Origin of the sequence: Jingyaoa shaoxingensis, assembly GCF_014385005.1 — a bacterium.
GTDB classification, from domain to species: domain Bacteria; phylum Bacillota; class Clostridia; order Lachnospirales; family Lachnospiraceae; genus Marvinbryantia; species Marvinbryantia shaoxingensis.
Genome location: NZ_JACRSZ010000014.1, coordinates 78,053 through 100,683 on the forward strand (window position 1 = coordinate 78,053; position 22,631 = coordinate 100,683).

General features: G+C 42.3%; 22 protein-coding genes and 3 tRNA genes. 4 read left to right on the forward strand and 21 right to left on the reverse strand.

What is annotated here, in order from left to right; translation table 11 throughout:
- Position 1: 1 nt before the first annotated feature.
- The 5 genes from H8716_RS13125 to H8716_RS13145 all read right to left on the reverse strand — a co-directional run bounded on the left by H8716_RS13125 (position 2) and on the right by H8716_RS13145 (position 4,264).
- On the reverse strand, positions 2–1,300 hold the full coding sequence (locus H8716_RS13125; protein ID WP_249309473.1) for an ABC transporter substrate-binding protein: 1,299 nt from the start codon (positions 1,298–1,300) through the stop codon (positions 2–4).
- Positions 1,301–1,351: 51 nt separating this feature from the next.
- Positions 1,352–2,158, reverse strand: a complete 807-nt coding sequence (locus H8716_RS13130) for a gluconate 5-dehydrogenase (RefSeq protein ID WP_249309475.1) — start codon at positions 2,156–2,158, stop codon at positions 1,352–1,354.
- A 25-nt stretch (positions 2,159–2,183) separates the two neighbouring features.
- On the reverse strand, positions 2,184–3,023 hold the full coding sequence (locus H8716_RS13135) for a carbohydrate ABC transporter permease (protein ID WP_249309477.1): 840 nt from the start codon (positions 3,021–3,023) through the stop codon (positions 2,184–2,186).
- Positions 3,023–3,910 carry a carbohydrate ABC transporter permease gene (locus H8716_RS13140; protein ID WP_249309479.1) on the reverse strand — a complete coding sequence of 296 codons (888 nt, stop codon included), beginning with the start codon at positions 3,908–3,910 and terminating at the stop codon, positions 3,023–3,025. Before H8716_RS13140 ends, H8716_RS13135 begins: the two co-directional genes overlap by 1 nt.
- Before the next feature lie 165 nt (positions 3,911–4,075).
- A complete protein-coding gene (locus H8716_RS13145; RefSeq protein ID WP_249309481.1) occupies positions 4,076–4,264 on the reverse strand; it encodes a hypothetical protein in 189 nt (62 codons plus the stop codon).
- A gap of 159 nt (positions 4,265–4,423) precedes the next feature.
- Between H8716_RS13145 and H8716_RS13150 the strand changes: the two genes are divergently transcribed.
- Entirely contained in the window at positions 4,424–4,816 is a 393-nt protein-coding gene (locus H8716_RS13150; protein WP_249309483.1) for a Fur family transcriptional regulator, read from the forward strand.
- A 122-nt stretch (positions 4,817–4,938) separates the two neighbouring features.
- Positions 4,939–5,526, forward strand: a complete 588-nt coding sequence (locus H8716_RS13155; RefSeq protein ID WP_249309484.1) for an NADH peroxidase — start codon at positions 4,939–4,941, stop codon at positions 5,524–5,526.
- Between the two features lie 996 nt (positions 5,527–6,522).
- Here the strand turns inward: H8716_RS13155 and H8716_RS13160 are convergent.
- The 13 genes from H8716_RS13160 to H8716_RS13220 form a co-directional block, all read right to left on the reverse strand.
- Complete coding sequence (locus tag H8716_RS13160) at positions 6,523–7,314, reverse strand: hypothetical protein (RefSeq protein ID WP_249309485.1); 792 nt, start codon at positions 7,312–7,314, stop codon at positions 6,523–6,525.
- Between the two features lie 151 nt (positions 7,315–7,465).
- Positions 7,466–8,251 carry a hypothetical protein gene (locus H8716_RS13165; protein WP_249309486.1) on the reverse strand — a complete coding sequence of 262 codons (786 nt, stop codon included), beginning with the start codon at positions 8,249–8,251 and terminating at the stop codon, positions 7,466–7,468.
- A 105-nt stretch (positions 8,252–8,356) separates the two neighbouring features.
- On the reverse strand, positions 8,357–9,229 hold the full coding sequence (locus H8716_RS13170; protein WP_249309487.1) for a YitT family protein: 873 nt from the start codon (positions 9,227–9,229) through the stop codon (positions 8,357–8,359).
- Positions 9,230–9,252: 23 nt separating this feature from the next.
- Positions 9,253–10,167, reverse strand: a complete 915-nt coding sequence (gene pfkB / locus H8716_RS13175) for a 1-phosphofructokinase (RefSeq protein ID WP_249309488.1) — start codon at positions 10,165–10,167, stop codon at positions 9,253–9,255.
- Between the two features lie 14 nt (positions 10,168–10,181).
- A complete protein-coding gene (locus H8716_RS13180) occupies positions 10,182–11,531 on the reverse strand; it encodes a M18 family aminopeptidase (protein WP_249309490.1) in 1,350 nt (449 codons plus the stop codon).
- A 34-nt stretch (positions 11,532–11,565) separates the two neighbouring features.
- The gene (locus H8716_RS13185) at positions 11,566–13,758 is read right to left on the reverse strand and encodes a DNA topoisomerase III (protein WP_283243138.1); all 2,193 of its coding nucleotides are present in this window, start codon (positions 13,756–13,758) and stop codon (positions 11,566–11,568) included.
- A 122-nt stretch (positions 13,759–13,880) separates the two neighbouring features.
- Positions 13,881–14,396 (reverse strand): hypothetical protein, encoded by a 516-nt coding sequence (locus H8716_RS13190; protein WP_249309492.1) that lies wholly within the window; start codon positions 14,394–14,396, stop codon positions 13,881–13,883.
- Complete coding sequence (locus tag H8716_RS13195; RefSeq protein ID WP_249309495.1) at positions 14,393–14,644, reverse strand: transcriptional regulator; 252 nt, start codon at positions 14,642–14,644, stop codon at positions 14,393–14,395. Before H8716_RS13195 ends, H8716_RS13190 begins: the two co-directional genes overlap by 4 nt.
- Complete coding sequence (locus H8716_RS13200) at positions 14,634–15,536, reverse strand: hypothetical protein (protein ID WP_249309497.1); 903 nt, start codon at positions 15,534–15,536, stop codon at positions 14,634–14,636. Before H8716_RS13200 ends, H8716_RS13195 begins: the two co-directional genes overlap by 11 nt.
- A 75-nt stretch (positions 15,537–15,611) precedes the next feature.
- Entirely contained in the window at positions 15,612–17,450 is a 1,839-nt protein-coding gene (glmS, locus tag H8716_RS13205; RefSeq protein ID WP_249309498.1) for a glutamine--fructose-6-phosphate transaminase (isomerizing), read from the reverse strand.
- 85 nt (positions 17,451–17,535) lie between these two features.
- Positions 17,536–17,997: a large conductance mechanosensitive channel protein MscL gene (gene mscL, locus H8716_RS13210; RefSeq protein ID WP_249309500.1), complete on the reverse strand. Its 462-nt coding sequence runs from the start codon at positions 17,995–17,997 to the stop codon at positions 17,536–17,538.
- Between the two features lie 115 nt (positions 17,998–18,112).
- Positions 18,113–19,270: a toxic anion resistance protein gene (locus tag H8716_RS13215; protein WP_249309502.1), complete on the reverse strand. Its 1,158-nt coding sequence runs from the start codon at positions 19,268–19,270 to the stop codon at positions 18,113–18,115.
- Positions 19,271–19,346: 76 nt separating this feature from the next.
- Positions 19,347–20,618, reverse strand: coding sequence for a 5-bromo-4-chloroindolyl phosphate hydrolysis family protein (locus H8716_RS13220; protein ID WP_249309504.1), 1,272 nt, complete (start codon positions 20,616–20,618; stop codon positions 19,347–19,349).
- 326 nt (positions 20,619–20,944) lie between these two features.
- Here H8716_RS13220 and trhA point away from each other — a divergent pair, with 326 nt between their 5' ends.
- Positions 20,945–21,589, forward strand: coding sequence for a PAQR family membrane homeostasis protein TrhA (gene trhA / locus H8716_RS13225; RefSeq protein ID WP_249309511.1), 645 nt, complete (start codon positions 20,945–20,947; stop codon positions 21,587–21,589).
- Between the two features lie 244 nt (positions 21,590–21,833).
- The gene (locus H8716_RS13230; protein ID WP_249309505.1) at positions 21,834–22,091 is read left to right on the forward strand and encodes a GIY-YIG nuclease family protein; all 258 of its coding nucleotides are present in this window, start codon (positions 21,834–21,836) and stop codon (positions 22,089–22,091) included.
- Positions 22,092–22,194: 103 nt separating this feature from the next.
- Here H8716_RS13230 and H8716_RS13235 read toward each other — a convergent pair.
- From H8716_RS13235 to H8716_RS13245, 3 genes are all read right to left on the reverse strand, one after another.
- Positions 22,195–22,266: transfer RNA gene (locus H8716_RS13235), tRNA-Cys, on the reverse strand.
- A 58-nt stretch (positions 22,267–22,324) separates the two neighbouring features.
- Positions 22,325–22,396, reverse strand: a tRNA-Glu gene (locus tag H8716_RS13240).
- Positions 22,397–22,431: 35 nt separating this feature from the next.
- Positions 22,432–22,503: transfer RNA gene (locus H8716_RS13245), tRNA-Asn, on the reverse strand.
- Positions 22,504–22,631: the final 128 nt, after the last annotated feature.

Below are 22,631 nucleotides of genomic sequence, written 5' to 3' on the forward strand. Positions count from 1 at the left end.
ACTATTTTTCAATGGATTCAAGATAACTTTTCTGCGCATTTGTCAGGAAATCTGCCCATTCTTTCAAAACTTCTTCGGATGTTCTTTCTTTCAAAAGCACAGCCTGCCATCCTGGTGCTACATAAGATGAAGTAAAGTCTGAAAATTCATTTAACCAGAACGGATAGGTTAACCATTTCACGTTTTCGTCGGTAGTCATTTCTGAATACACCAGATTGTATGGATCATTCTTAAACCAATCTGATTCGTAGACTAATTCGTTCATCGGCACTCTACCTTCTGTTGCACAGATAAACTCATCATTTTCTGCATTTGCTACAAACTCAACAAATGCTGCTGCTGCATCCTGATGTTCTGTTGAATTCATAATTGCAAGACCTACTGCTGATAAAGCTTTTGTAACAACTGTGCCCTCATCATTTGCCAGCGGTTTTACATTTTTAAAATTTCCTTCTCCAAGGTTTGCCAAATGCTGTGCATATGAGGAAGAATTATGCATAATGAACATTGATGTTCCTGAACCGAATTCTGCAACCATCTCTGTAAATCCATTTGTTAACGAGTCTGATGAAGTCCAACCATTCCAATAAATTGATGCATACTTATCTAAAGCTTCAGCAAAAATTGGCTGTGATAATACACAAGTGCCATCCTCTTCAAACATATGATCTACATTTGCATATGTAAATATAAAATCAAAAATATTTTCTGTACATCCACTTCCACCTCGTAATGAGAAGAAGTATTTGTTATTATCAGGATCTGCATACTTTTCACAATCTTCCAGTAATTCTTCCTGTGTAGTTGGAATTTCTATTCCCTTTTCATCCATTAATGCGGTGTCTGCCCAGCAAATATTTAACGTTGAGTAAATTGGAAGACAATATAATCCACCATCATTAGCAAAAGATCTTGTAACATCAAGCCCAGCCTGATTATAATGAGCAGCTTCTTCAAATCCTGAAACAATATCTGTCAGTTCTGTTACACATCCCATTCCAACCATCGTGGCAATATCTGTATCTCGCAAGTCTACAACATCCGGCGCCGTTCCAGTTGCAACTGCTGTTGTATATTTTGTCATAGAAGATTCTACAGGCAAACCTGTGTAATTTACCTTGTATTCTGGATATTTTTCTTCAAATTTTGCAATAATCTCCTGCCAGTACGCATTAGAGACATCATTTCCATCGTGATACCAGAAATCAATTGTTGTTACATCCTCTCCAAATACTGGAACCGCCATACATGTTGCTGCCACGATTGCCGCAATTCCCATTCCATACATTTTTTTCTTCATCTCTCATTCTCCTTCTTCTTTTATTTATTTTTTAGGGACTGTCTCCCATATTTACTTTGGTTGTTTTCCGATATATGCCAAAATTCCGCCATCTACGTATAATACCTGTCCATTAACAAAGTCTGACGCATCCGATGCAAGGAAAATGGCCGGACCCATAAGATCTTCTGGTGTTCCCCATCTGGCTGCCGGTGTTTTTGAGACAATAAATGAATCAAACGGATGACGTGATCCATCTGGCTGACGTTCACGCAATGGTGCTGTCTGTGGAGTTGCTATATAGCCTGGTCCAATTGCATTACACTGAATATTTGCTTCTCCATATTCTGAACAAATATTACGTGTTAACATTTTCAAGCCACCTTTGGCAGAAGCATAAGCCGATACTGTTTCTCTTCCCAGTTCACTCATCATGGAACAAATATTGATGATTTTTCCATGTCCTTTCTGAAGCATTCCCGGAATAACCGCTTTAGAGACAATAAATGGCGCTGTCAAATCAATGTCTATCACTTCTTTAAAATCATCTACCGACATTTCGCACATTGGAATACGTTTTATAATACCTGCATTATTTACAAGGATATCGATTGTTCCAAACTTCTGTTCAATTTCTTTTACCAATTTATGAACTTCTTCTTCTTTCGTTACATCACACAGGTATCCATATGCTGTGATTCCATCTTTTTTGTAATCTTCCAGTGCTTTTTGTATATGTTCTTCTTTTCTTGCATTGAAAATTACTGTTGCTCCTGCCTGCGAATAAGCTTTTGCTATCGCATATCCAATTCCATAACAACCGCCTGTTACCCAGGCTACTTTTCCTTCTAACGAAAAACTGTTCAAGATACTGCTCATTTATATTTCCTCCTCATATATTTCTTCATCCTTTTACTGCTCCAGACATACCTGCTACCAGATACTTTTGAATATATGCAAAAATTAAAAGAACCGGTATCAGCGCTATAATTGTCCCTGCTGCAATTCCTCCATAATTAACTGTAAATTCTCCCTGCATCATACTTAATGCTACCGGAATTGTAAATTTAGAAGAGGTATTAATAAAATTCAATGCATATACAAATTCATTCCAGCTATTTACAAATGCGAATGCACCGCATGTTACAATCCCAGGTAAAATTGCCGGAACAACAATTTTAAACAAGGCTTGAATCGTTGTACATCCATCAATTTGCGCCGCTTCCTCAAGCGTAATCGGAACTCCTGCATAAAATCCACAACACATAATCATGCAAAACGGCAGGTTGGTGGTCGCATTAACAATAATTAATGATAATAAGTTGTCATAAATTTTCAATTTTACGAATACGCTGAATAATGGAATCAATAAAATAATTCCCGGAAACATCTGCGTCAGTAAAAGCAGTAACATCACGCCACTCTTTGCCTTAAACTGATATCTTGACATTGCATAACCTCCAAAAATAGATAATGCAATAATTACCAGTGTTGTCATTGTCGCTACAATCAGACTGTTCTTAAAATTTTGAGCAAAATCCATCGCTGTCAAAATCTTCTTGTAGTTATCAAAAGTAAAAAAATGAGGATAGTAGTATACAGGTAATTTCATAATCATTGAATTATCTGTCAATGAAATATTTATAAACCAATAATATGGAAAAATAGTAATGAGAATCCACATAATCACAGGCAGATAACAGGTTAATGCCTTTCTCATTTTCTTTTTAGATTTAATAGACATCAGTAAATTGTCTCCTTTCCATACTTCGATACATTCAAATATATAATTGAGAATATCAGTAATGCTCCTACTAACAAGACTGCCATTGCTGAGCAATATCCACTATCTAAAGTAGCTGTGAATTTCTGCATAATATATACCGGTAAAGTAATTGTTGAATTATTTGGTCCTCCATTTGTCATACTGTATATAATATCAACAATATTCAGTGTCCATATTGTTCTTAATAAAGTAGTTAACACTATTGTATCTTTTATCATTGGAAGTGTAATCTGAAAAAACCTTCTGACTACTCCGGCACCATCTACTTGTGCGGATTCATAAATTTCTTCTGGAATATTTTGTAATGCTGCCAAAATACTAATTGCAAAAAAAGGAATTCCTCTCCATGTATTAGCGACAATCATTGTGCCGAGAGCTGAAGTTGCTGTTGAGAACCAGGCAACTCTGGTTTCTGTAATCCCTAATTTCAAAAGAATATCACCAAAAACGCCAACGCTTCCATTAAACAAAAAGCGGAAAATTAAAGCAACTATCATTCCACCTACTGCCCATGGTGTAAATGCAAGAGCTCTTGCCAATCCTCTTCCTTTAAAATTTTGATTTAGCAAAAGTGCAATTAGCGTTCCCAGAACTAATTGCGGAATAATATTTTCCAATACCCATGGTATTGTATGTTTTACTGCTTTTATAAAAATAGGATCTTTCATAAGCTTTGAAAAATTCTCCAGTCCTATAAAAGCTTTTTTACCGCCCATTATGCTATATTCATGAAAACTCAGCCAGACTGTATCTAGCATTGGGTATAACATAAAAACAGCTATAAGAGCTAATGTTGGAAGTAACATTACATAGGGTATTGCACTTCTTCTTGCAAGCATTTTCATTCTCTTTTTCCTCCCTGAATTTCTTATGTATTTACTATATCATTTCGCCCCTCTTCTTTTCGTTCAATTTCACTTTTAAAAAGTGTAATTTCGCACAATTAATGTGTATTTTTTATAGTTTTGTTTTGTATTGTTCATTATTTTACATATCCTTTTTTTATTTCATCATTTATTTTTATACATTTTAGACAAGTATTCATAAATAAAACTTTGAAAATGATATTCCACACTTTCTTTTCCCCATGTATAAGTATTTTTCTTATATTCTCCAGTACAATCCGGAAATAATATTTGCGGAAATGCAAACGTCTCTATCGCTACAAATAAAGCAATTGTAATCCATAACTTTTTCATATATTCTGTCTCCTGTCCCGTTATCTTTTCCCAGTATTGCCTTTTTGTAAAAATCCATACAATATACATTTTTCTCTTGACAAATCTATAAAATATGACTATACTAATATCAATAACAGTAATAGTTATTATTTTTATGTTTCAGAAAGGACGGATCTCATGAATTACAGTCGTCAGCGAGAATCTATCAAAGAATTCTTGAGCACACGCAAAGATCATCCTACTGCTGATACCATTTATATGAATATTCGAAAACAATTTCCGAATATCAGCCTTGGAACGATTTACCGTAATCTGAACCTCCTGTCTGATATCGGGGAAATTACCAGATTGACCACCGGAGACGGATGTGACCACTATGACTTCAATACTGCCCCGCATAATCACTTTGTATGCACCAGATGTCACAGCGTACTTGATCTGGAGATGGACAGCATTGATGATATTATAAATGTAGCAAGGAAGAATTTTCCGGGAAGAATTGACCGGCACTGCACATATTTTTACGGTATCTGTGCAGACTGCATGGAAGAATCAGAAGAAGCAAGTTAAAAATAAGAATAATTATTATTTTTCTTGACAAAGTCGCAGAGATGTGGTAGTCTTAAATCAGTAATAATTACTGATTTGTAAATAAAACTAAATATAAACTCAAAGAAAAGGAGAACAAAACAATGGCAAAATTTGTATGTAAAGTATGTGGTTATATCTATGAAGGCGAAGCAGCACCGGCTGAATGTCCAGTCTGTCATGCAAAATCCGATATGTTCCAGGAAGTTCAGGGTGAACTGGTTCTGGCTGCTGAACATGAATACGGCATCTACGCTAAAACTGTAAAAGACAACAAAGACATCAGCGACGAAGACAAGAATTTCATCTTCGAACAGTTAAAAGCTAACTTCAACGGCGAATGCTCAGAAGTAGGTATGTACCTGTGCATGGCTCGTATCGCTCACCGCGAAGGATATCCGGAAATCGGTCTCTACTGGGAAAAAGCAGCTTACGAAGAAGCTGAACATGCAGCAAAATTCGCTGAGATGCTGGGCGAAGACCTTGAACCAAACATGAAAGCTACTACAAAAGACAACCTGAAATGGAGAGTTGACTGCGAATTCGGTGCTACTCAGGGTAAATTCGATCTTGCAAAATGCGCAAAGAAAAACAACCTGGATGCAATCCATGATACCGTACACGAAATGGCTAAAGATGAAGCCCGTCACGGACGCGCACTCAAAGGTCTCTTAGAAAGATACTTTGGCTAAGCTACAAGCCATGCAAAATAGTGAAAATAAGGCTCTGCGAGTTTACTCGTAAGAGCCTTTATTTTTGCTATTTTATACGGCGACAGCCGTCCATGAAATAGCCCGTAGGGCTATGAATGGTGCATGGCGTTAAGCCGGGCGACAGCCCACCAGCAAGAAGCAACGAAGTGGATTCGAGCTGGCTCGGGGGAACATTTTTACAGTATACTTATCCAAAATATTTCCTCCGAAGTTTTCCCAATGCCTCACGGGCATCTAATAGCTCTGCACCTTTTTCTACATCACTTACCCATCTCATCCGATCATCCTTTCTTTGTTCTATGTATTTCTATTTTAGTCATATTCTATCTTTGTATCAATCTCTTTTTGTATATATTATTTATCTTTTTGTTTTATGACTCATAAAAATAAGATGGACAAAACCTGTTTCCAGGCTTTGTCCACCTTATTTTCAAAGAATTTTGTTCCCAGATTACTTGTTCTTTACTGTCACAACTACGGTTCTGGTGATTCCGTTTTCACTTCCATGCTGAATCTCTGACCGAATAACCTCCAGATCCGCATTTTGTTTCCTGCTGCTTTAAAGCTGGCTTTTACCCAGAAGTTTCCATAACTGTTCCAGCTTGACCGGATCCTGATAAGATAGGTTCCCTTTTCCAGTCAGGCACCCTTCTGATAAGTGTCAGGAGCAGAATCTGAGCCATGGAGCAAACCTCCGTGAATTACTGTCGTGGTCAGATCTTCATCATATACATACATTTCACAGCCATCAAAAAATGCATTTACATTAACAGTCAGATATCCACTTTCCTAATGGCAGATCACTGTAGGACGCCGACGCCTGTACCTTTCCTCTCTACGTTTACTTGTGTTATTTTCCATTCTACATGATTTGTCAGAAAAACATAAACAAACTTTTCTATATTTATTCACATTTGTGAATTTTAAGTATATTGGTAACTATTCAGAACCCACTGTTCCAGAAGGCAGCATTTTCTACTGTCTTTTCCATGAAAATGCATATCCGCCGGTTGCGTTTTTATCTTTTCTGCTTACTTTTATATAATAAGTTCCAGGTTTTACTTTTAATACCTTTTTCGTCTTTGCATTGCGTACATAATAGATTCCTTCGTCTTCACTTTCCATCGCAGTCAGTGTGTATCCCTTTTTCACACTTGGTCCATAGATCTGAAAATGAATGCGCCCTGTACTGCCATTTTTTATATTGATGCAAAGTTTTCCTTTTTTCTTTACTTTCAGCTTAAACCAGTCTGCTTTACTGCTCTTCTCACCTACCGGCATCAGACCTTTTACCACTTTCTTCTGTGCCGTGTTATATGCTTTGGATTTGGAGCACCCACCTTTATCCGCCCATTTTTCAAATGTTACACCAAGAATATACGACGAATTACCACTGGTTTTCAGGTAGTATGTGCCCTTCTTCAGTCCATACCATATCAGATCGCCGCAATCTGAATTCACTGCATCTTTCCTGCGGATCTCTTTTTTTCTGCTGTTACATAAAGTGATATTCAAATTTTTGAAAGTATAGAGCTGATCCGCATTTCCATAAACCACTACTACACTGTCTGAAGGCAGCACAAACTTATGATACACCGTTCCTTTAAAACCAGACACCTGGCTATACGTATAATATGTTTTACTCACCTTCTTCATCGTAACCGTTTTGCTGGCTGCCACGACATTCACGCCGAAAAGCATACATAATAACACTACAGTGATCAGAATCCGCACAATAGGGTAGCTTCTTCGATTTTTCTTTTTCATAGTCTTTCCCTCCCTGAAAATTTTCTGCTTCTGTTCAGAAATCCTGATGATAAGTTACTTTTATGTGGGTTCTGCCAAAAATGCCCCGCAGATACACCTGCAGGGCATTTCTCAGGTGAATCGTGAAACGGTTCGCCTTTTCTCTTTTCTGTTATTTCAGTTTACACCGAAAACTGTAGACACCGGTTGCGCTCTTTGCTGCACGGCTTACTTTGATGTAATAAGTACCGGCTTTTAATCCGATTGGCTTTCTTGTTCTCGCATTGCCAATGTAGTAGGTTCCTTCACTGTTGGCGAGAGTTGCGATTGTGCATCCGTTTCTTGCGCTCGGTCCATAGAGCTGGAAGCGAATCTTACCACTGCATTTGGAATCAATATCCACATAAAGCTTTTTATTTCTTCCGATCTTGATCTTGAACCAGTCTGCTTTATTGGAACTCTCCCCTATCGGGATTACACCGGTGATGATCTTCTTCTGGGAAATAGCATATGCTTTTGATTTGGAAGCAGCACCTCTGTCAGCCATTTTCTGGAATCCTGCTGCTAAGATATAGGAAGCATTGCCACTGGTTTTCAGATAATAGGTTCCCTTCTGGATTCCGTAAGTAAGATACCGGTCACCGGATGCATTTACAGACTCTCTGTAGGTCAGTGCCTTTTTCTTACTGTTGCATACCGTAACATCCATGCTGCCTCTTCCCCATGAATACACTTTATTTCCGGAAACAGCCAGTACTCCTGATGTAGGTACTGTAAATTTGTGATAAATAGTGCCTGTATAGCCCCTGTTCTGCTGATATACATAGGCTCCTGAGCTTTTCTTCATGGTAACGGTCTTGCTGGCTGCCATCGCATTCATGCCAAACAGAACACTCAGCAACATGGTCAGCAACAACAGTGGCATCAGGCGACGTCTGATCTTCTTTTCCTGTCTCATAACTTTTCCCTCCTGGACATATTTTTGTTATCTTTATTCTATCTAATTTTCCTTAGAAGTACAAGTATTCTTTTTCACATTTTGGACACACTTTTTGTCTTATCATTACATCAGGTTTGCTTCATCCGGCAGACGGAAGCCTTCTCCAATGACTTCATTGGATTCCACTACGATCACAAAGGCACGTTCATCAATTTCATGTACCCGCTTACGGATCAGATACATCTCCTTGCCGCTGCTGGCACACATGACAACTTCCTTTTTCTCACCGGTATAGCCGCCATATCCCTGCAGAATGGTAGAACCTCGATCCACCAGTTTATCAATCTCATCCACAATTTCCTGCGTATGATCCGATATAATCAACGTTAATTTTCCGGAATTTGTTCCACTGATCAGTTTATCCAGTACAATCGAATACAGATAATTCAACAGCAGCCCATAGATCATACTGTCGATACCACTTCCGATCGCAATGACACTGGAAAGAATTACCATCGCATCCATTACAAATGCTATTTTTCCCAAAGACAGATGTGGGCGATAGTATTTTACAGCCATCATAATAAAATCAAATCCACCGGTGGATGAACCTCTCATAAAAATAATGGCATATCCGATACCAAGTAAAACACCGGTACAAATGGCCGCCAAAATCAAGTCTCCCTGATACAGCGGCAGGTGCGGTCCAAGGATATCCATAACTGCAGATGTAATCAACGTAGATCTCAGGGATTTCAGGTAAAACTGTTTTCCCAGAGTCTTATAACAGCAGATAATGATCGGAATGTTCAGAATCACTGTCAGCGCACCTACCGGCAGCCCGAATAACTGATAGAAGATCAGCGCCACTCCGGATACTCCTGTCATTGGGAAATCTGCCGGTACTGCAAAGCTATAGGTTGCAATCGTCAGTAAAATTCCACCCAGAATATCCACCAGCACATCCACGCTGATTCTTTTTACATTTTCCTTCATGTTGTCCTCCATATCGCATGTCTTTATATTCTTTCAATCTGAATTCGTTTTTCCAGACGTCTGATTTCATCCCGGTGTGCCGTCCCATAGGTAAATGCCGTTGCCGTTCCTGCTGCAGCCGCCAGTCTGAGTGCTTCTTCATAAGAATGTTCCGGCTCCCAGCCTGCCAGAAAACCTGCTACCGAAGAATCCCCGGCGCCAACAGTATTGGCTACTTTTCCTTTCACGCCTTTTGCATAGAGGGCAGTCTTCTCTTCCGTCAACAGCAGCATGCCTTCCGCGCCCATAGATACTAGTACATTAGCAGCTCCCATATGCTGCAGTTCTCTTGCATAGTATCGCACTTCTCCCAGTGTTTTTATACGGATCGTAAACAAGTCCTCCAGTTCTTCCAGATTCGGTTTGATAAGAAATGGGTGAAACGGCAATGTTTTCAACAATTCTTTTCCTGTTACATCCAACACCGGACGAACCTGTAAGTCTGACAGACTCTTCAGGATATATTCATAGGCTCCCTTCACACCGGATGGTACATTTCCTGACAGCACCAGCGTATTCAGATCCGGCAGCTCCCGCAGTTTACTGCAAAGCCGGTCCAGATCTGCAAAAGTTAAAACCGGACCTATACCGTTGATCTCTGTTTCTTCCTGTGAGCTGACCTTGGTATTGATTCTGGTAAATCCATTGTCTACAAACAGGAAATGGTCTTTCAGCTTCTGTTCTGCCAGCATAGCTTCGTATGCCTTTCCAGTTGTCCCTGCCAGAAATCCGCTGACACAGGTATCCACATCCAGTTCTGCCAGTACAAGGGACACATTTACCCCTTTTCCTCCCGGGAAAACAGCCTCTTCTGATACCCGGTTCAGGCAGCCTGTCCTGAACTCCTCTACCTTTACCACACAGTCAATTGCCGGATTTAATGTTACCGTTGCGATCATGTTATCACCCCTTCTCAGAACAGTAATTCAGCCACATTGCTCAGATAAAACAGCCTGGTTGCCCGGATCAGATAGCAGGTATCCTTCACGCCTGCCGTCTCATAGACCGAATGCATGGCAAGCTGTGGCAAACCGATATCCACTGTATTCATCGGTGTCTGCGTATTGGCAATGTTGCCAAGTGTGGAACCGCCCAGCATGTCGGACCGGTTAAAAAAGTCCTGCACCGGTACGCCTGCTGCCTCGCAAATGGTACGGTAAACAGCTGCTGATACGGCATCCGTGGTATATTTCTGGTTGGCACTGTGCTTGATCACAATGCCCTCATTCACATATGGACGATTGGTCGGGTCTGTCTTATCTGCGTAATTTGGATGCAGTGCATGAGCATTATCCGCAGATACCATAAAACTTCCCGCCAGCATCTGAAGATAGGTTTCCTCGTTTCCGCCTGTTGCCAGATTGATTCTCGTAAGAATGTCTTTCAAAAATGTAGATGCGGCTCCCTGCTTGGTTCCACTTCCCACTTCCTCGTTATCCAGCATACAATATACCGGAACTGTGCTGGCTTTTTTCTCTTCCGCTCCTGCCTGTGACACCTCTTCCATCTCACAGTGACCGGCTTCCAGGAAACCTTTCAGTCCTGCAAAGGCACACTGCAGGTCATCCAGGCGTCCGCAGGATACGAATTCATCCTGTGCTCCCCAGATACTTGCCTGGGAACGGCTGTAAAGGAACAGATCCTGTGCCAGAATATCTTCTTCTTTCACTCCGGCAGCCTGTGCGACAATCGCCTTAAACTGACCTTTTTCGCAACCGCATGCCATCAGAGGAAGCATATCTTTCTGTGCGTTGTAACGGTATCCCTCATTCACTTCCCGGTTCATATGAATGGCAAGGCTTGGAATCATCAGCAGATCCCGATCCACATTTACCAGCCTGGATACGATCTTCTTCTTTCCGTCTGCTGTGGTCTCTTTTACCATAATTCTGCCTGCCACGGAAAGCGGGCGATCAAACCACGGTGCCATCAGCATACCGCCGTATTTCTCCACATTTAATTTCACATAATGGTTATCCACCACCATCTCCGGATTTTCCTTAATCTTAAAGGAAGGGGAATCACTGTGGCTTGCCATCACCTGATATCCTGAAAATTCCCCTTCAGGAATCCGGAATGCAATCACTGCAGAGTCGTTCCTGGTTACATAATAGCCTTTTCCACTCTCCAGCTTCCAGCTTTTTCTCTCTGTTAATTCCTCATATCCTTCTTCCTTCAACCGTGCAGTGACTGCTGCCGCTGCATGGAACGCATCCGGGCTTTCTTTGATAAACTGTATCAGTTCCTCTGCTGTCTTCTTCATGTTCTTATCCTCTTTTCGCTGCTGATGCTCCTTGTTATTTATCCAGTTTTATTCCTGCCAGTGCCTGTGCAAATGCATTGTTCACTGGCTCCTGTGCTTCTTTTTTCTGTTTATTCAGATAGCGCTGTACATCCTTCTTGCTGACTCCTGCGCCCTCTTTTTCTCTTCTCGCCTGAAATGCTGACAGGCGTTCCTTGTATCCACATTTACAGATAAATGTCTTCTCTCCGCCTTTTTCATACATCTCCATCTTCTTATGGCAGTTCGGGCAGCGCGCATTGGTAACTCTGGAAATCACTTCCCGGTGTCCACATTCACGATCCTGACATACCAGCATCTTCGCCTGCTTGCCATTTACTGCCAGCATACGTTTTCCACACACCGGGCACTTATGACTGGTCAGATTATCATGACGGAATACCCCGTCATCTGCCTTGATCTCCTCCACAATCTCTCTGGTGTAAGCATCGATCTCCTTCATAAAAACATCCCGCTTCATTTCTCCTTTGGCGATTCTGGACAGTTTCATCTCCCAGTCTGCGGTCAGCTCCGGCTTCTTCAGATCTTCCGGCACCAGTGATAGGAGCTGTCTTGCTTTCCCCGTAAGATGGATCTCGTTTCCACGCTTCTCCATCAGAAAGCTGTTGAAAAGCTTCTCAATAATATCTGCACGGGTCGCCACTGTTCCAAGACCGCCGGTTTCTCCCAGAGTTTTTACCATCTGTGCATCCCGGCTGTCCATATATTTGACCGGATTTTCCATGGCTGAAAGAAGTGTTGCCTCTGTGAAGTATGCCGGAGGCTTGGTTTTTCCCCTGGTCAGTTCTGCTTTCAGGATCTCTCTGTGATCTCCCTTCTTTATAGATGGCAGGTTCTGTTCCTTTAATCCATCTTCTCTGTCGTCTTCCTCTTCCTGCTGACGGTCATAGACCACTCTCCAGCCCTGATCCAGCATCACTTTTCCCTTAGCTGCAAAGTTCTGTCCTGCTGCCTCGCCTTTTAATGAGGTCTGCATATAGATGCACGGTGGATACAGAACACTTAAGAAACGGCGTACTACCAGATCATAAATCCGGCGTTCTTCTGTACTCATCTTCTCCATCTGCACAAACTGCTCTGTAGGAATGATTGCATGATGGTCACTGACTTTTTTATCATCCACAAAACTCTTGTTTAACCGCAGTGGCTGCATAATCAGGCTTCCTGCCAGCTTCTTATACGGTCCGATGCTGATGGCCCGGAGACGTTCTTTTATGGTCTCTGCCACGTCTTTTGATATATATCGGGAATCGGTACGCGGATAAGTCAGAACCTTATGACGCTCATATAACTGTTGCATAATATTCAGGGTCTGCTTTGCAGAATAGCCAAACATGCGGCTGGCATCTCTCTGCAACTCTGTCAGATCATACAGCCCCGGAGAGAGCACGCTGCTCTTATTCTCTTTTACTTCTGTTACAGTAAGCTGTCTGCATTTCAGATCTCCCAGCAGCTTTTCTGCACGGTCTCTGGCAAATGTACGATAGCTCCCGCTTTTTTCATCCTGCCATGTCCAGCGGATCTGTTCGTCCTGAATCTGAACACCATAGTATTCCTGTGCCTGGAAGGCGCGGATCTGTTGCTCCCTTCTGGCAATCATGGCAATGGTCGGTGTCTGAACTCTTCCACAGGATAACTGGGCATTATGTTTACAGGTCAGTGCTCTGGTTCCGTTCATTCCCACCAGCCAGTCTGCCTCTGCACGGCAGACCGCCGCGTCATACAGATGCTGGTATTTTCTTCCGTCAGACAAATGTGCAAATCCTTCTTTGATGGCCTTGTCTGTGACAGATGAAATCCACAGCCGCTTTATCGGCTTATGGCAGCCGGCTTTTTCCAGAATCCATCTGGCTACAAGTTCCCCTTCTCTTCCCGCATCAGTGGCAATAATCACTTCCCCGATGTCCTTCCGGTACAGTTGGGTCTTCACCGTCTGATACTGTCTGGCAGTCTGGCGGATCACCACCAGCTGCATCTTCTCCGGCATCATCGGCAGTGTTGCCATATCCCATTTCTGATACTTTTTGTCATATTCTTCCGGGTCAGCCAGAGTCACCAGATGTCCCAGTGCCCAGGTAACCACGTATTTGTCTCCTTCCAGTGCTCCTCCGGAAGGCTTGCTGCAATGCAGTACTCTTGCGATATCCCGTCCTACCGACGGTTTTTCTGCTATGACCAGTGATTTCATTATATTCTCCTATGATTTGTAGCTGTTCAGCGCCTTCACATTGGGTCTGAATAGTTACATCATTTTTTTAATTTATGACAGAAAGGCTGCTACAGAAAATAATGCAGCAGCCTTTTGGTTTTTTATGATACCAGAGTTCCCATCTTGAAAGACTCGATTGCCAGTTCCACTACCTGTGGATTGCATTCCCGGTATTTAAAATAATAAAACAGCAAATTTATGTATTCGTCCAACCTGGACTGATTCTCACTTCCTACAAATCTCTTTTCTCCACACAGGAGACATTCATTCAGCATCAGGAATGTGGCAAACCGCTCATTTACATAAATATCTTTTTCATCTTCTGTATAGTGCAGGAACTGGAGTGGTTTTCTTCTCACAATCCATGCAATCAGATAGGCAAAACTCTTTTCTGTGCGGATCCATTCAATGCCGTGAAAGTCCTTCAGCCGAAACAGATCTGCATAATAATCCAGAATCAGGCTGAATAAGATACGCTCATTGCATTCCACGTTCCCCTGATAGCCTGCTTCTTCTATAAAGTGATTGGCGGAAGCCAGCACTTCTGTATATTTCTCATGCAGTCTGTCTTCTCCGATCTTTTCTATCATATCTTCGTAACTGTATTCGCAGTTCATTCTTGTGCTTCCCTTTTCCATTCTTTTAATAACTTCAGTTCGTCAAGCTGCTCATGGTGATTCATTACCATCACACTCATATCAGATTCCATGTTATAACGCATATTGGAATAATAAACTGCCTGCCGCTCTTCCGCGAAATCGTACGCCGGACTTGGCAGCTTCTCCATGTGATACTCCCCGCTCATCGCCTCTGTCAGCAGTTCCCGAAAATGGCTCTGACGCCCCTGACTCTTTCTACTTTGCATACTTTTTTTCCCTTCGAAGTATCACGGAATTCAGATATGCAGATGCATCAATTACCGTATCCCGGCTCTTCTCACGCTGTATTTTTTCTTCTTTCCGCTCCGAGGTATCCGGCTGGGAAATATGGCGCCAGTCCGCATAAGTATCTCCGCTGTAGTACTGTGCACAGTTTTCCCATCCCTGCTCTCCCATTTCAAAACAGGTAGAGATAATCTCGTCTATGGAATCTGCCAGCTGTGCTACCGTATTCGTATAGCGCAGCAGAAAATGATTCTCGTTGCGGTAAGGATATTTGACTCTGTGGTCGAATTCTCCATATACTTCCTCTGCCAGTGTCCGTACCTGCACCTCACAGAAATATTTTTCAAAACGAATAATGTAATGCTGGGAACGGTATCCCCGGTCGGTATGTTCCCGGTATATCTTATCCCCGAATATATCTCTGTCACCGTATCTTGTATAGGCCACCGGTGGCTCTGCCAGATAACATTCATCTGTGGCATTAGTCTGGAACCGTTCCGTGATCCAGTCAAATACACCTTCCCACTCTTCTTTTGCCAGAATTAATACACGTGCGCCGACCAGATCCTGTACAATATCCAGATAATTATCCACGTTAATATTCAGGTACTTTTTGTTCTGGTACTTACCTCGTTTTCGAATAATCTTCTCAATCAGATGCTTTGGTTCTTTGGCTCTGGTACGGATAGAATGAATCGGCATCTTCATTCCATCCAGGAAATACTCTGCGAACCTGCCACAGTACTCTTCCACCTCCGGCTGGCGCCTGCAGTAATCATCATAGATCTCTTCCAGTACTTCCCACTTCAGCCCGGAACATAAGAATTCCTGTTCTACCTTATACTCTTTAAAAAACTCTTCTTTATCAAGCATACTATCCGTCCTTCTCACTCCATATTCTGGCAGGACGACCATGCAGGTCAGATGAAGTTCTCTTCACACCTGCTGTTATTCTACCGTCACACTCTTCGCCAGGTTTCTCGGCTTATCCACATCCAGACCTTTGGAAACACTGACATAATATCCCATCAACTGTAATGGAATGACTGCCAGCGATGTTGCAAAATGTGTATCTGTCTTTGGAATGTAGGTTACAAAATCTGCTGTATCTTCTATGCTATAGTTGCCGTAGCTGGTCACGGCACACAGATATGCGCCACGGCTCTTGCATTCTACCATATTGGACAGTGTCTTCTCATAGAGATCTGACTGCGTCAGCACCCCGATCACCAGTGTATTATCTTCCAGAAGTGAGATCGTTCCATGCTTCAGTTCTCCTGCTGCATAGGCTTCGGAATGAATGTAGCTTATCTCCTTCATCTTCAGACTGCCTTCCAGTGAAATTGCATAATCCAGTCCACGGCCGATAAAGAAAATATCTCTCGCATTTGCCTGTTTTGCTGCAAACCACTGAATGCGTTCTTTATCATCCAGTACTTTTCTGATCTTGTCAGGAAGTGTCTGCATCTCTGTAATCAGCTCAGTATAGTATTCTTCTGTAATTTCTTCCCTTACCAGTGCAAACTGTACTGCCAGGCAGTAAGCTGCAATAAGCTGGGTGCTGTATGCCTTGGTGGTTGCCACAGAAATCTCCGGTCCCGCCAGTGTATAAAATACATTATCTGCCTCTCTGGCAATGGATGATCCTACTACATTGACGATTGCCAGCGTACGGATTCCTTTGCTCTTGGCCTCACGCAGTGCAGCCAGGCTGTCTGCCGTTTCTCCTGACTGGCTGATGATAATCACCAGTCCGTTCGGATCCAGAATTGGCTTACGGTAACGGAATTCGGATGCCAGCTCTACGCGAACCGGAATCCTTGCCAGATCCTCTATTACATACTGGGCAGCCACACCTACATGATAGGCTGAGCCACATGCTACAATGTAGATCTGAGAAACATCTCGGATCTGCTCTTCTTCCAGTCCCACTTCAGCGAGGTCGATCTTATTCTCATGGATCACAGAATTCAGAGTATCCTGTACAGCCTTCGGCTGTTCCTGAATCTCCTTCATCATAAAGTGTTCATAACCGGCCTTCTCGGCAGCCTCTGCATCCCACTTAATCTCTGTCAGTTCTTTTTCAATCTCATCTCCGTCCAGATTGTAGAAAGTAATCTTTCCTTTCTCCAGACGGCCGATTTCCAGATTGCCAATATAGTATACCTTTCTGGTATATTTGAGAATTGCCGGAACATCAGATGCCAGATAGGATTCTCCCTCACCCAGTCCCAGAATCATCGGACTGTCTTTTCTGGCCACATAGATCTCTTCCGGATAGTCTTTAAACATTACGGCAAGAGCGTAAGATCCTCGAATACGGATCATGGCATGGTTCAGTGCATCCACCGGTGTTCCTACATACTTTTTATAATAATAGTCAATCAGCTTTACTGCTACTTCTGTATCCGTTGCTGAATAGAACTGATACCCCTTGCGGGTCAGTTTATCTTTTAATTCCTGATAGTTCTCAATAATTCCGTTATGAACGGCTACTACATTGCCATCATCACTGCAATGTGGATGGGCATTCTCTACAGATGGCTCTCCATGGGTTGCCCATCTGGTATGACCGATACCACAATCGCCCAGCAATGTCTTACCATCATTGGTCTTCTCTGCCAGTACCTTCAGTCTTCCCTTTGCTTTCACAATCTCGGCCGCTGCTGCTCCATTACGGACAGACATACCCGCTGAATCGTATCCACGATATTCCAGCTTGGAAAGTCCATCCAGTAATATCGGTGCCGCCTGGCGGTCACCTACATATCCTACTATTCCGCACATATTGTTCTCCAATCTTCTTCATTCCGTATCCGTTCAGTTCCTTCACAGATGTGATGGATTCTGAGCCGTTACTTCATTTCTTATTTTATGCTTCCTTCTCCAATACAGAAGTACAATGCGGGCATCGTGTTGCCTTTATGGATATCTCACTCTGGCAGAATGGGCAGATCTTGGTAACCGGTTCTTCTTCCTCTTTTTCTTTCATTCTGACTTCTGACAGTTTATTCATTGCCTTTACCACCATAAAAATCACAAATGCAATAATCAGGAAATTCAATACAGCTGTTATAAAATTACCATATGCAAATACAGCGACTCCTGCAGCCTGGGCTTCTGCCAGTGTTGCATATTTTTCTCCGCTGAATTGAATAAACAGATTGGAAAAATCAAGTCCTCCGGTAATCAGGCTGATCAATGGCATAATCACATCGTTTACCAGCGAATTGATAATTGCCTGAAAAGCACCACCGATGATAACACCGACTGCCAGATCCATTACATTGCCACGCATAATAAACTTCTTAAATTCTTCTATAAAATTCTTCATCTTCCCATTCCCTTGTATGTTTTCACATCACCGTCAAATATTATAAACTTGACACTCTTTACTGTCAATCTGCGAATGATCGTCAAATTCTTCCTCTATTCGCCATGTGAATTTCTTATTTTCGGATCTCCAGAAGCTTCTGTTTTAATTCATTTTCCATTTTTACCATATCTGCTTCTGCCTGCAGACGCTTCTGGCGTCCTTCGCTCTGGATCTGCAGTACTTCATCGAAGGTCTTTACCAGTTCTGCATTGGTCTGGGTCAGTGTTTCAATATCTACAATTCCTCTCTCAGATGCCTTTGCAGTGGAAACCGTTGCTTCATGAAGTGCATTTGCATTCTTCTTCAGCAGTTCGTTGGTCATATCTGTCACTGCATTCTGTGCTTTGGCAGCCCGCTGCGCATGTTCCAGCCCAAGCGCAATGACCATCTGATTCTTCCACAGTGGAATCGTATTCACCAGTGTGGACTGAATCTTCTCCACCATCATGGTGTTGTTATTCTGAATCAGGCGGATCTGTGGTGCTGTCTGCATGGAGATCATACGGCTCAGTTCCAGGTCATGCAGTTTCTTCTCGAAACGGTCACAATAACTGGCAAGATCCTTGGCTTCCTGTGCCAGCACCTGATCATCTCCTGCCTGTGCTTTTTCCATCAGTTCTTTTAACTGTGTATTTCTTACCTCTTCCAGCTTCTGCTTTCCTGCCGCAATATACATAGACAGTTCCTTATAATAAGTAAGATTCAACGCATACATCTGATCCAGCATGGCTGTATCCTTCAGGAGACGTACCTGATGTTCTTCCAGGACATCACAGATCTTGTCCACATTCACAGCGGTCTTATCATATTTTGCCTTCATGGTCTCCAGCTTGTTCTCACCCTTGTGAAACAGACCCAGAAATCCTTTTTTTTCATTATCCACGTCAAAATTCTTCAACTCGGCCACCACATCTGTCAGCATATTACCGACTTCACCCAGATCCTGTGACTTTACATTCTCCAACGCTTTTTCAGAGAAATCTGCCAGCTTCTGCTGTGCACCGGCACCGTACTGGAGAATCATATTGCTGTCAGATATATTGATCTGCTGTGCAAATGCCTGAATCTGCTGCTGTTCTTCCGGTGTAAAATGGGATTCTTCCTCCATCTTCTCTTTTACTTCTTCCACTTCCTGTTCTTCTGTCTTCTGTGGCAGTTCCTCCTTCTCCGGGAACGGTGTCAGAGTTAAAGTTGGCGCGGTTCCCGCCAGTTTTTCAAATTCATCACTCATCTTGCTTCTCCTTTCACTGCTTCATTTTGCTGTTATTCATGCCACTGCCGGCAAGCATTTTACTACATCTGATGTTTTACTTTACATCTTTCATGGCATCTTTGATCTCTTCTCCTGTCAGTCCTTCCTGTGCAAGAAGTGTATGCAATACTGAGATGTCTGCTGTAATGTCCATGGAAGTATCCTGATACAGATTATCAAATAACTTTGCAAATGCCATGTTCAAAGTATCCAGTGTATCCTCGATCTCTTTCCTGGACTTTGCAATATTGGCCAGCTGGTCCGGATGCTGTCCCTCCAGTTCTTCTTCTGTCAGCTTCTCATAGGAATCCAGCAGCTTTATCGTCGTCGGCAGATAATACTTCATCAGTTTCTTGGTATCATCGGCACATTCAGGATGTGCCTTTACGTAATCAAAAATCTTCCGTGTCACAGCTTCCAGATCATATAGTTTTCTGGAAACTGCTTCATCACTGATAGCATCGTTACTTTTACGGATCTTCTCGATATATGCATTTCCGTCTGTAATGAGTTTTCGTACTTCCGGTGGCAGTTCCTGTGTTTCCCGCTCCAGTTTTTCCCGTGCTTCTTTCTCCCGGTTCTGCTGTTCCAGTCTCTGAGTCTTTTCCTGTAAAAAATTCTGGTATCCCTGATCTGTCACATACAGTGTCTTGCTCTCCTGATCCAGATGTCCCTGCAGGAACATATTCTCCTGCAGCATATCCTGAATATCTTTTAAGACTTCCTTCTCATTTCTTCCACTGGATGATGTCAGTTCTTCTATGGAAATATGATCTCGTTTTCCGATCTTCTTCACATAATTCTTAAATTTCTTGATCTGTTTCAGGGTTCCACTGCCTTTTATGCTCAAAGCGCCAAAACCGACAGCCACGATAAACAGAATCACTTCCGGCACGGTCAGTGCCACACCTGTGATCTTACTGGCAATTGCCAGAGTCAGCAGTCCTGCCGCACATCCAAGCACACCTGCAATCCCCATGGTAAACATAAAATATCCCTTCAGTCGTCCGCTTCCTCCTGGGGAATAGCGTCCCTGCTCAGCTACAGAGGCAGACTCTGCAGTCTTCTGCACAGGCTTTGACTGACTCTTCCACGGATTTTGTGCCACCTCCATCTTATGCTGCGCATTTTTCATATAATCAGGTCTGCGGTCAGGCTGTGGTTCGTCGATCACGGATGAAACCACGGTATCCACTACTGTGTTCGCTACCTGACTGACTGAATTCTGTATTGTTGTACTTAACTGGCTGAAATCCTGACTGTCTATGGCCTTCTGCACCATATCACTGATTTCACTGCCAAGATTGCTGTATTTTGAATCTGACATATTTTCCCACCTTTTCTTTTTATTCCTTTATCCCCAAGTATATCGCAAAACCAAACATCTTTCAAGAATACAACGCCTGACAGGCTCTTCTGGATTGTCCTAAAATTTCTGTATCTGTACAGTACCTTTACAGACACGAAGCAAAAATTTCATTAATATTTATTTTCCCCTTGCATTTCTTCGTGAAAAGATATATTATCTGTATATGATATGACATAGTTTTTAATACTACATGTGATAGTTTTTAATATTTTGGAGGCTTTACTATGAAAGAAATAACTGTAAGTTCTATCGGACATTCTGTTACTCAGAATCCGATACACAAGATGACAATCAAGGATCCCGGAAGTTCCATTACCCATTTTATTGGATTGATCATGGCTGCTCTTGGCACTGCACCTCTTCTCGTTCGTGCAAGTCGTCATGGCAGTCCGATTTATATGATTTCCATGGCTGTATTCATGGCGAGCATGATTCTGCTCTATGCAGCCAGCACCACTTATCATACTTTTGACATTTCACCATCTGTCAACAAATTATTGAAAAAAGTGGATCATATGATGATATCTGTCTTAATTGCCGGCAGCTACACTCCGGTGTGTCTTCTGGTTCTGAACGGACGTCTCGGTCTGATCATTCTGGGGATCGTCTGGGGACTTGCTATTACCAGTATTCTGATCAAGGCCTTCTGGATCTATTGTCCAAAATGGTTCTCTTCTATATTATATATCGGCATGGGATGGACCTGCATCCTGGCATTCGGTCCAATCGTACGCTCCCTGACACCGGGTGCATTTTTCTGGCTGCTGACCGGCGGCATTATCTACACCATTGGCGGTGTGATCTATGCACTGAAGCTGCCGATCTTTAATTCGAAGCATCCGTACTTCGGCTCCCATGAGATCTTCCATCTGTTTGTGATGGGCGGAAGTCTCTGCCACTATATCTTTATGTTCTGTTATTTAGCCTGATGAACGTACAACAAATTGCTGAACAAATACGTATATTTTTCTAAAGTCATAGGTTTTTCGACCTATGACTTTTTCTTTTGTATTACTACACAATTTGAACAAAATAACGTATAATAGATCAGACATTAAAATTGCAATCGTCTGTATCCCACATGCTTCATTCAGAATCTGATTCTCCATCCGGTTCTACTGTTAATGTACCGCAACGCCGATTGCTTGATCTGATAGATTTCAGGAGCCTGCTATGAACTATACTTATATTGTAAAATGCAGCGACGGTACTTATTATACCGGCTGGACCAACAATCTGGAAAAACGTATCCAATCACATAATTCAGGGACGGGTGCCAAATACACCCGTCCCCGTCTTCCGGTTACCCTTGTTTATTATGAAACTTTTGTTACCAAACAGGAAGCTATGCGCCGTGAATATGCGATTAAGCAATTAAATCGTCAACAAAAAGATTTCCTTATACGTTCCTTTGCTTCTGATCACACTTAATTTAGAAATATTTTTCAAGTAAATTTCTTTATTGTCCATTCCCTTTAACTTCAAAAATTGCATAAAAAAAAGATCTGAAAACAATGTGCTTCAGACCTTTTAGAGGCGCAGACCGGATTTGAACCGGTGGATACTGGTGTTGCAGACCATTGCCTTACCACTTGGCTACTGCGCCTTAACAAATATATTATAGCAGGTACTGCTATGTTTGTCAATCTATTTTCATAGATCGATGACTCCAAGGGGATTTGAACCCCTGTTACCGCCGTGAAAGGGCGGTGTCTTAACCGCTTGACCATGGAGCCAAAATAACTATTTCATATAGCTTTATATGAAAAAACTCCCCGAGTTGGGCTCGAACCAACAACCCCTCGGTTAACAGCCGAGTGCTCTACCATTGAGCTATCGAGGAATATGAAGATTGTACCTTCAAAACCGCATACGGTAAATACTTTTCATCCGTGTTTCCCAAACCTTTTGGAAGTTCTGTTCGCTTCGCTCCCAGAACGACCTTCCTGCTAAGTTCTGCCTTCGTCTTCC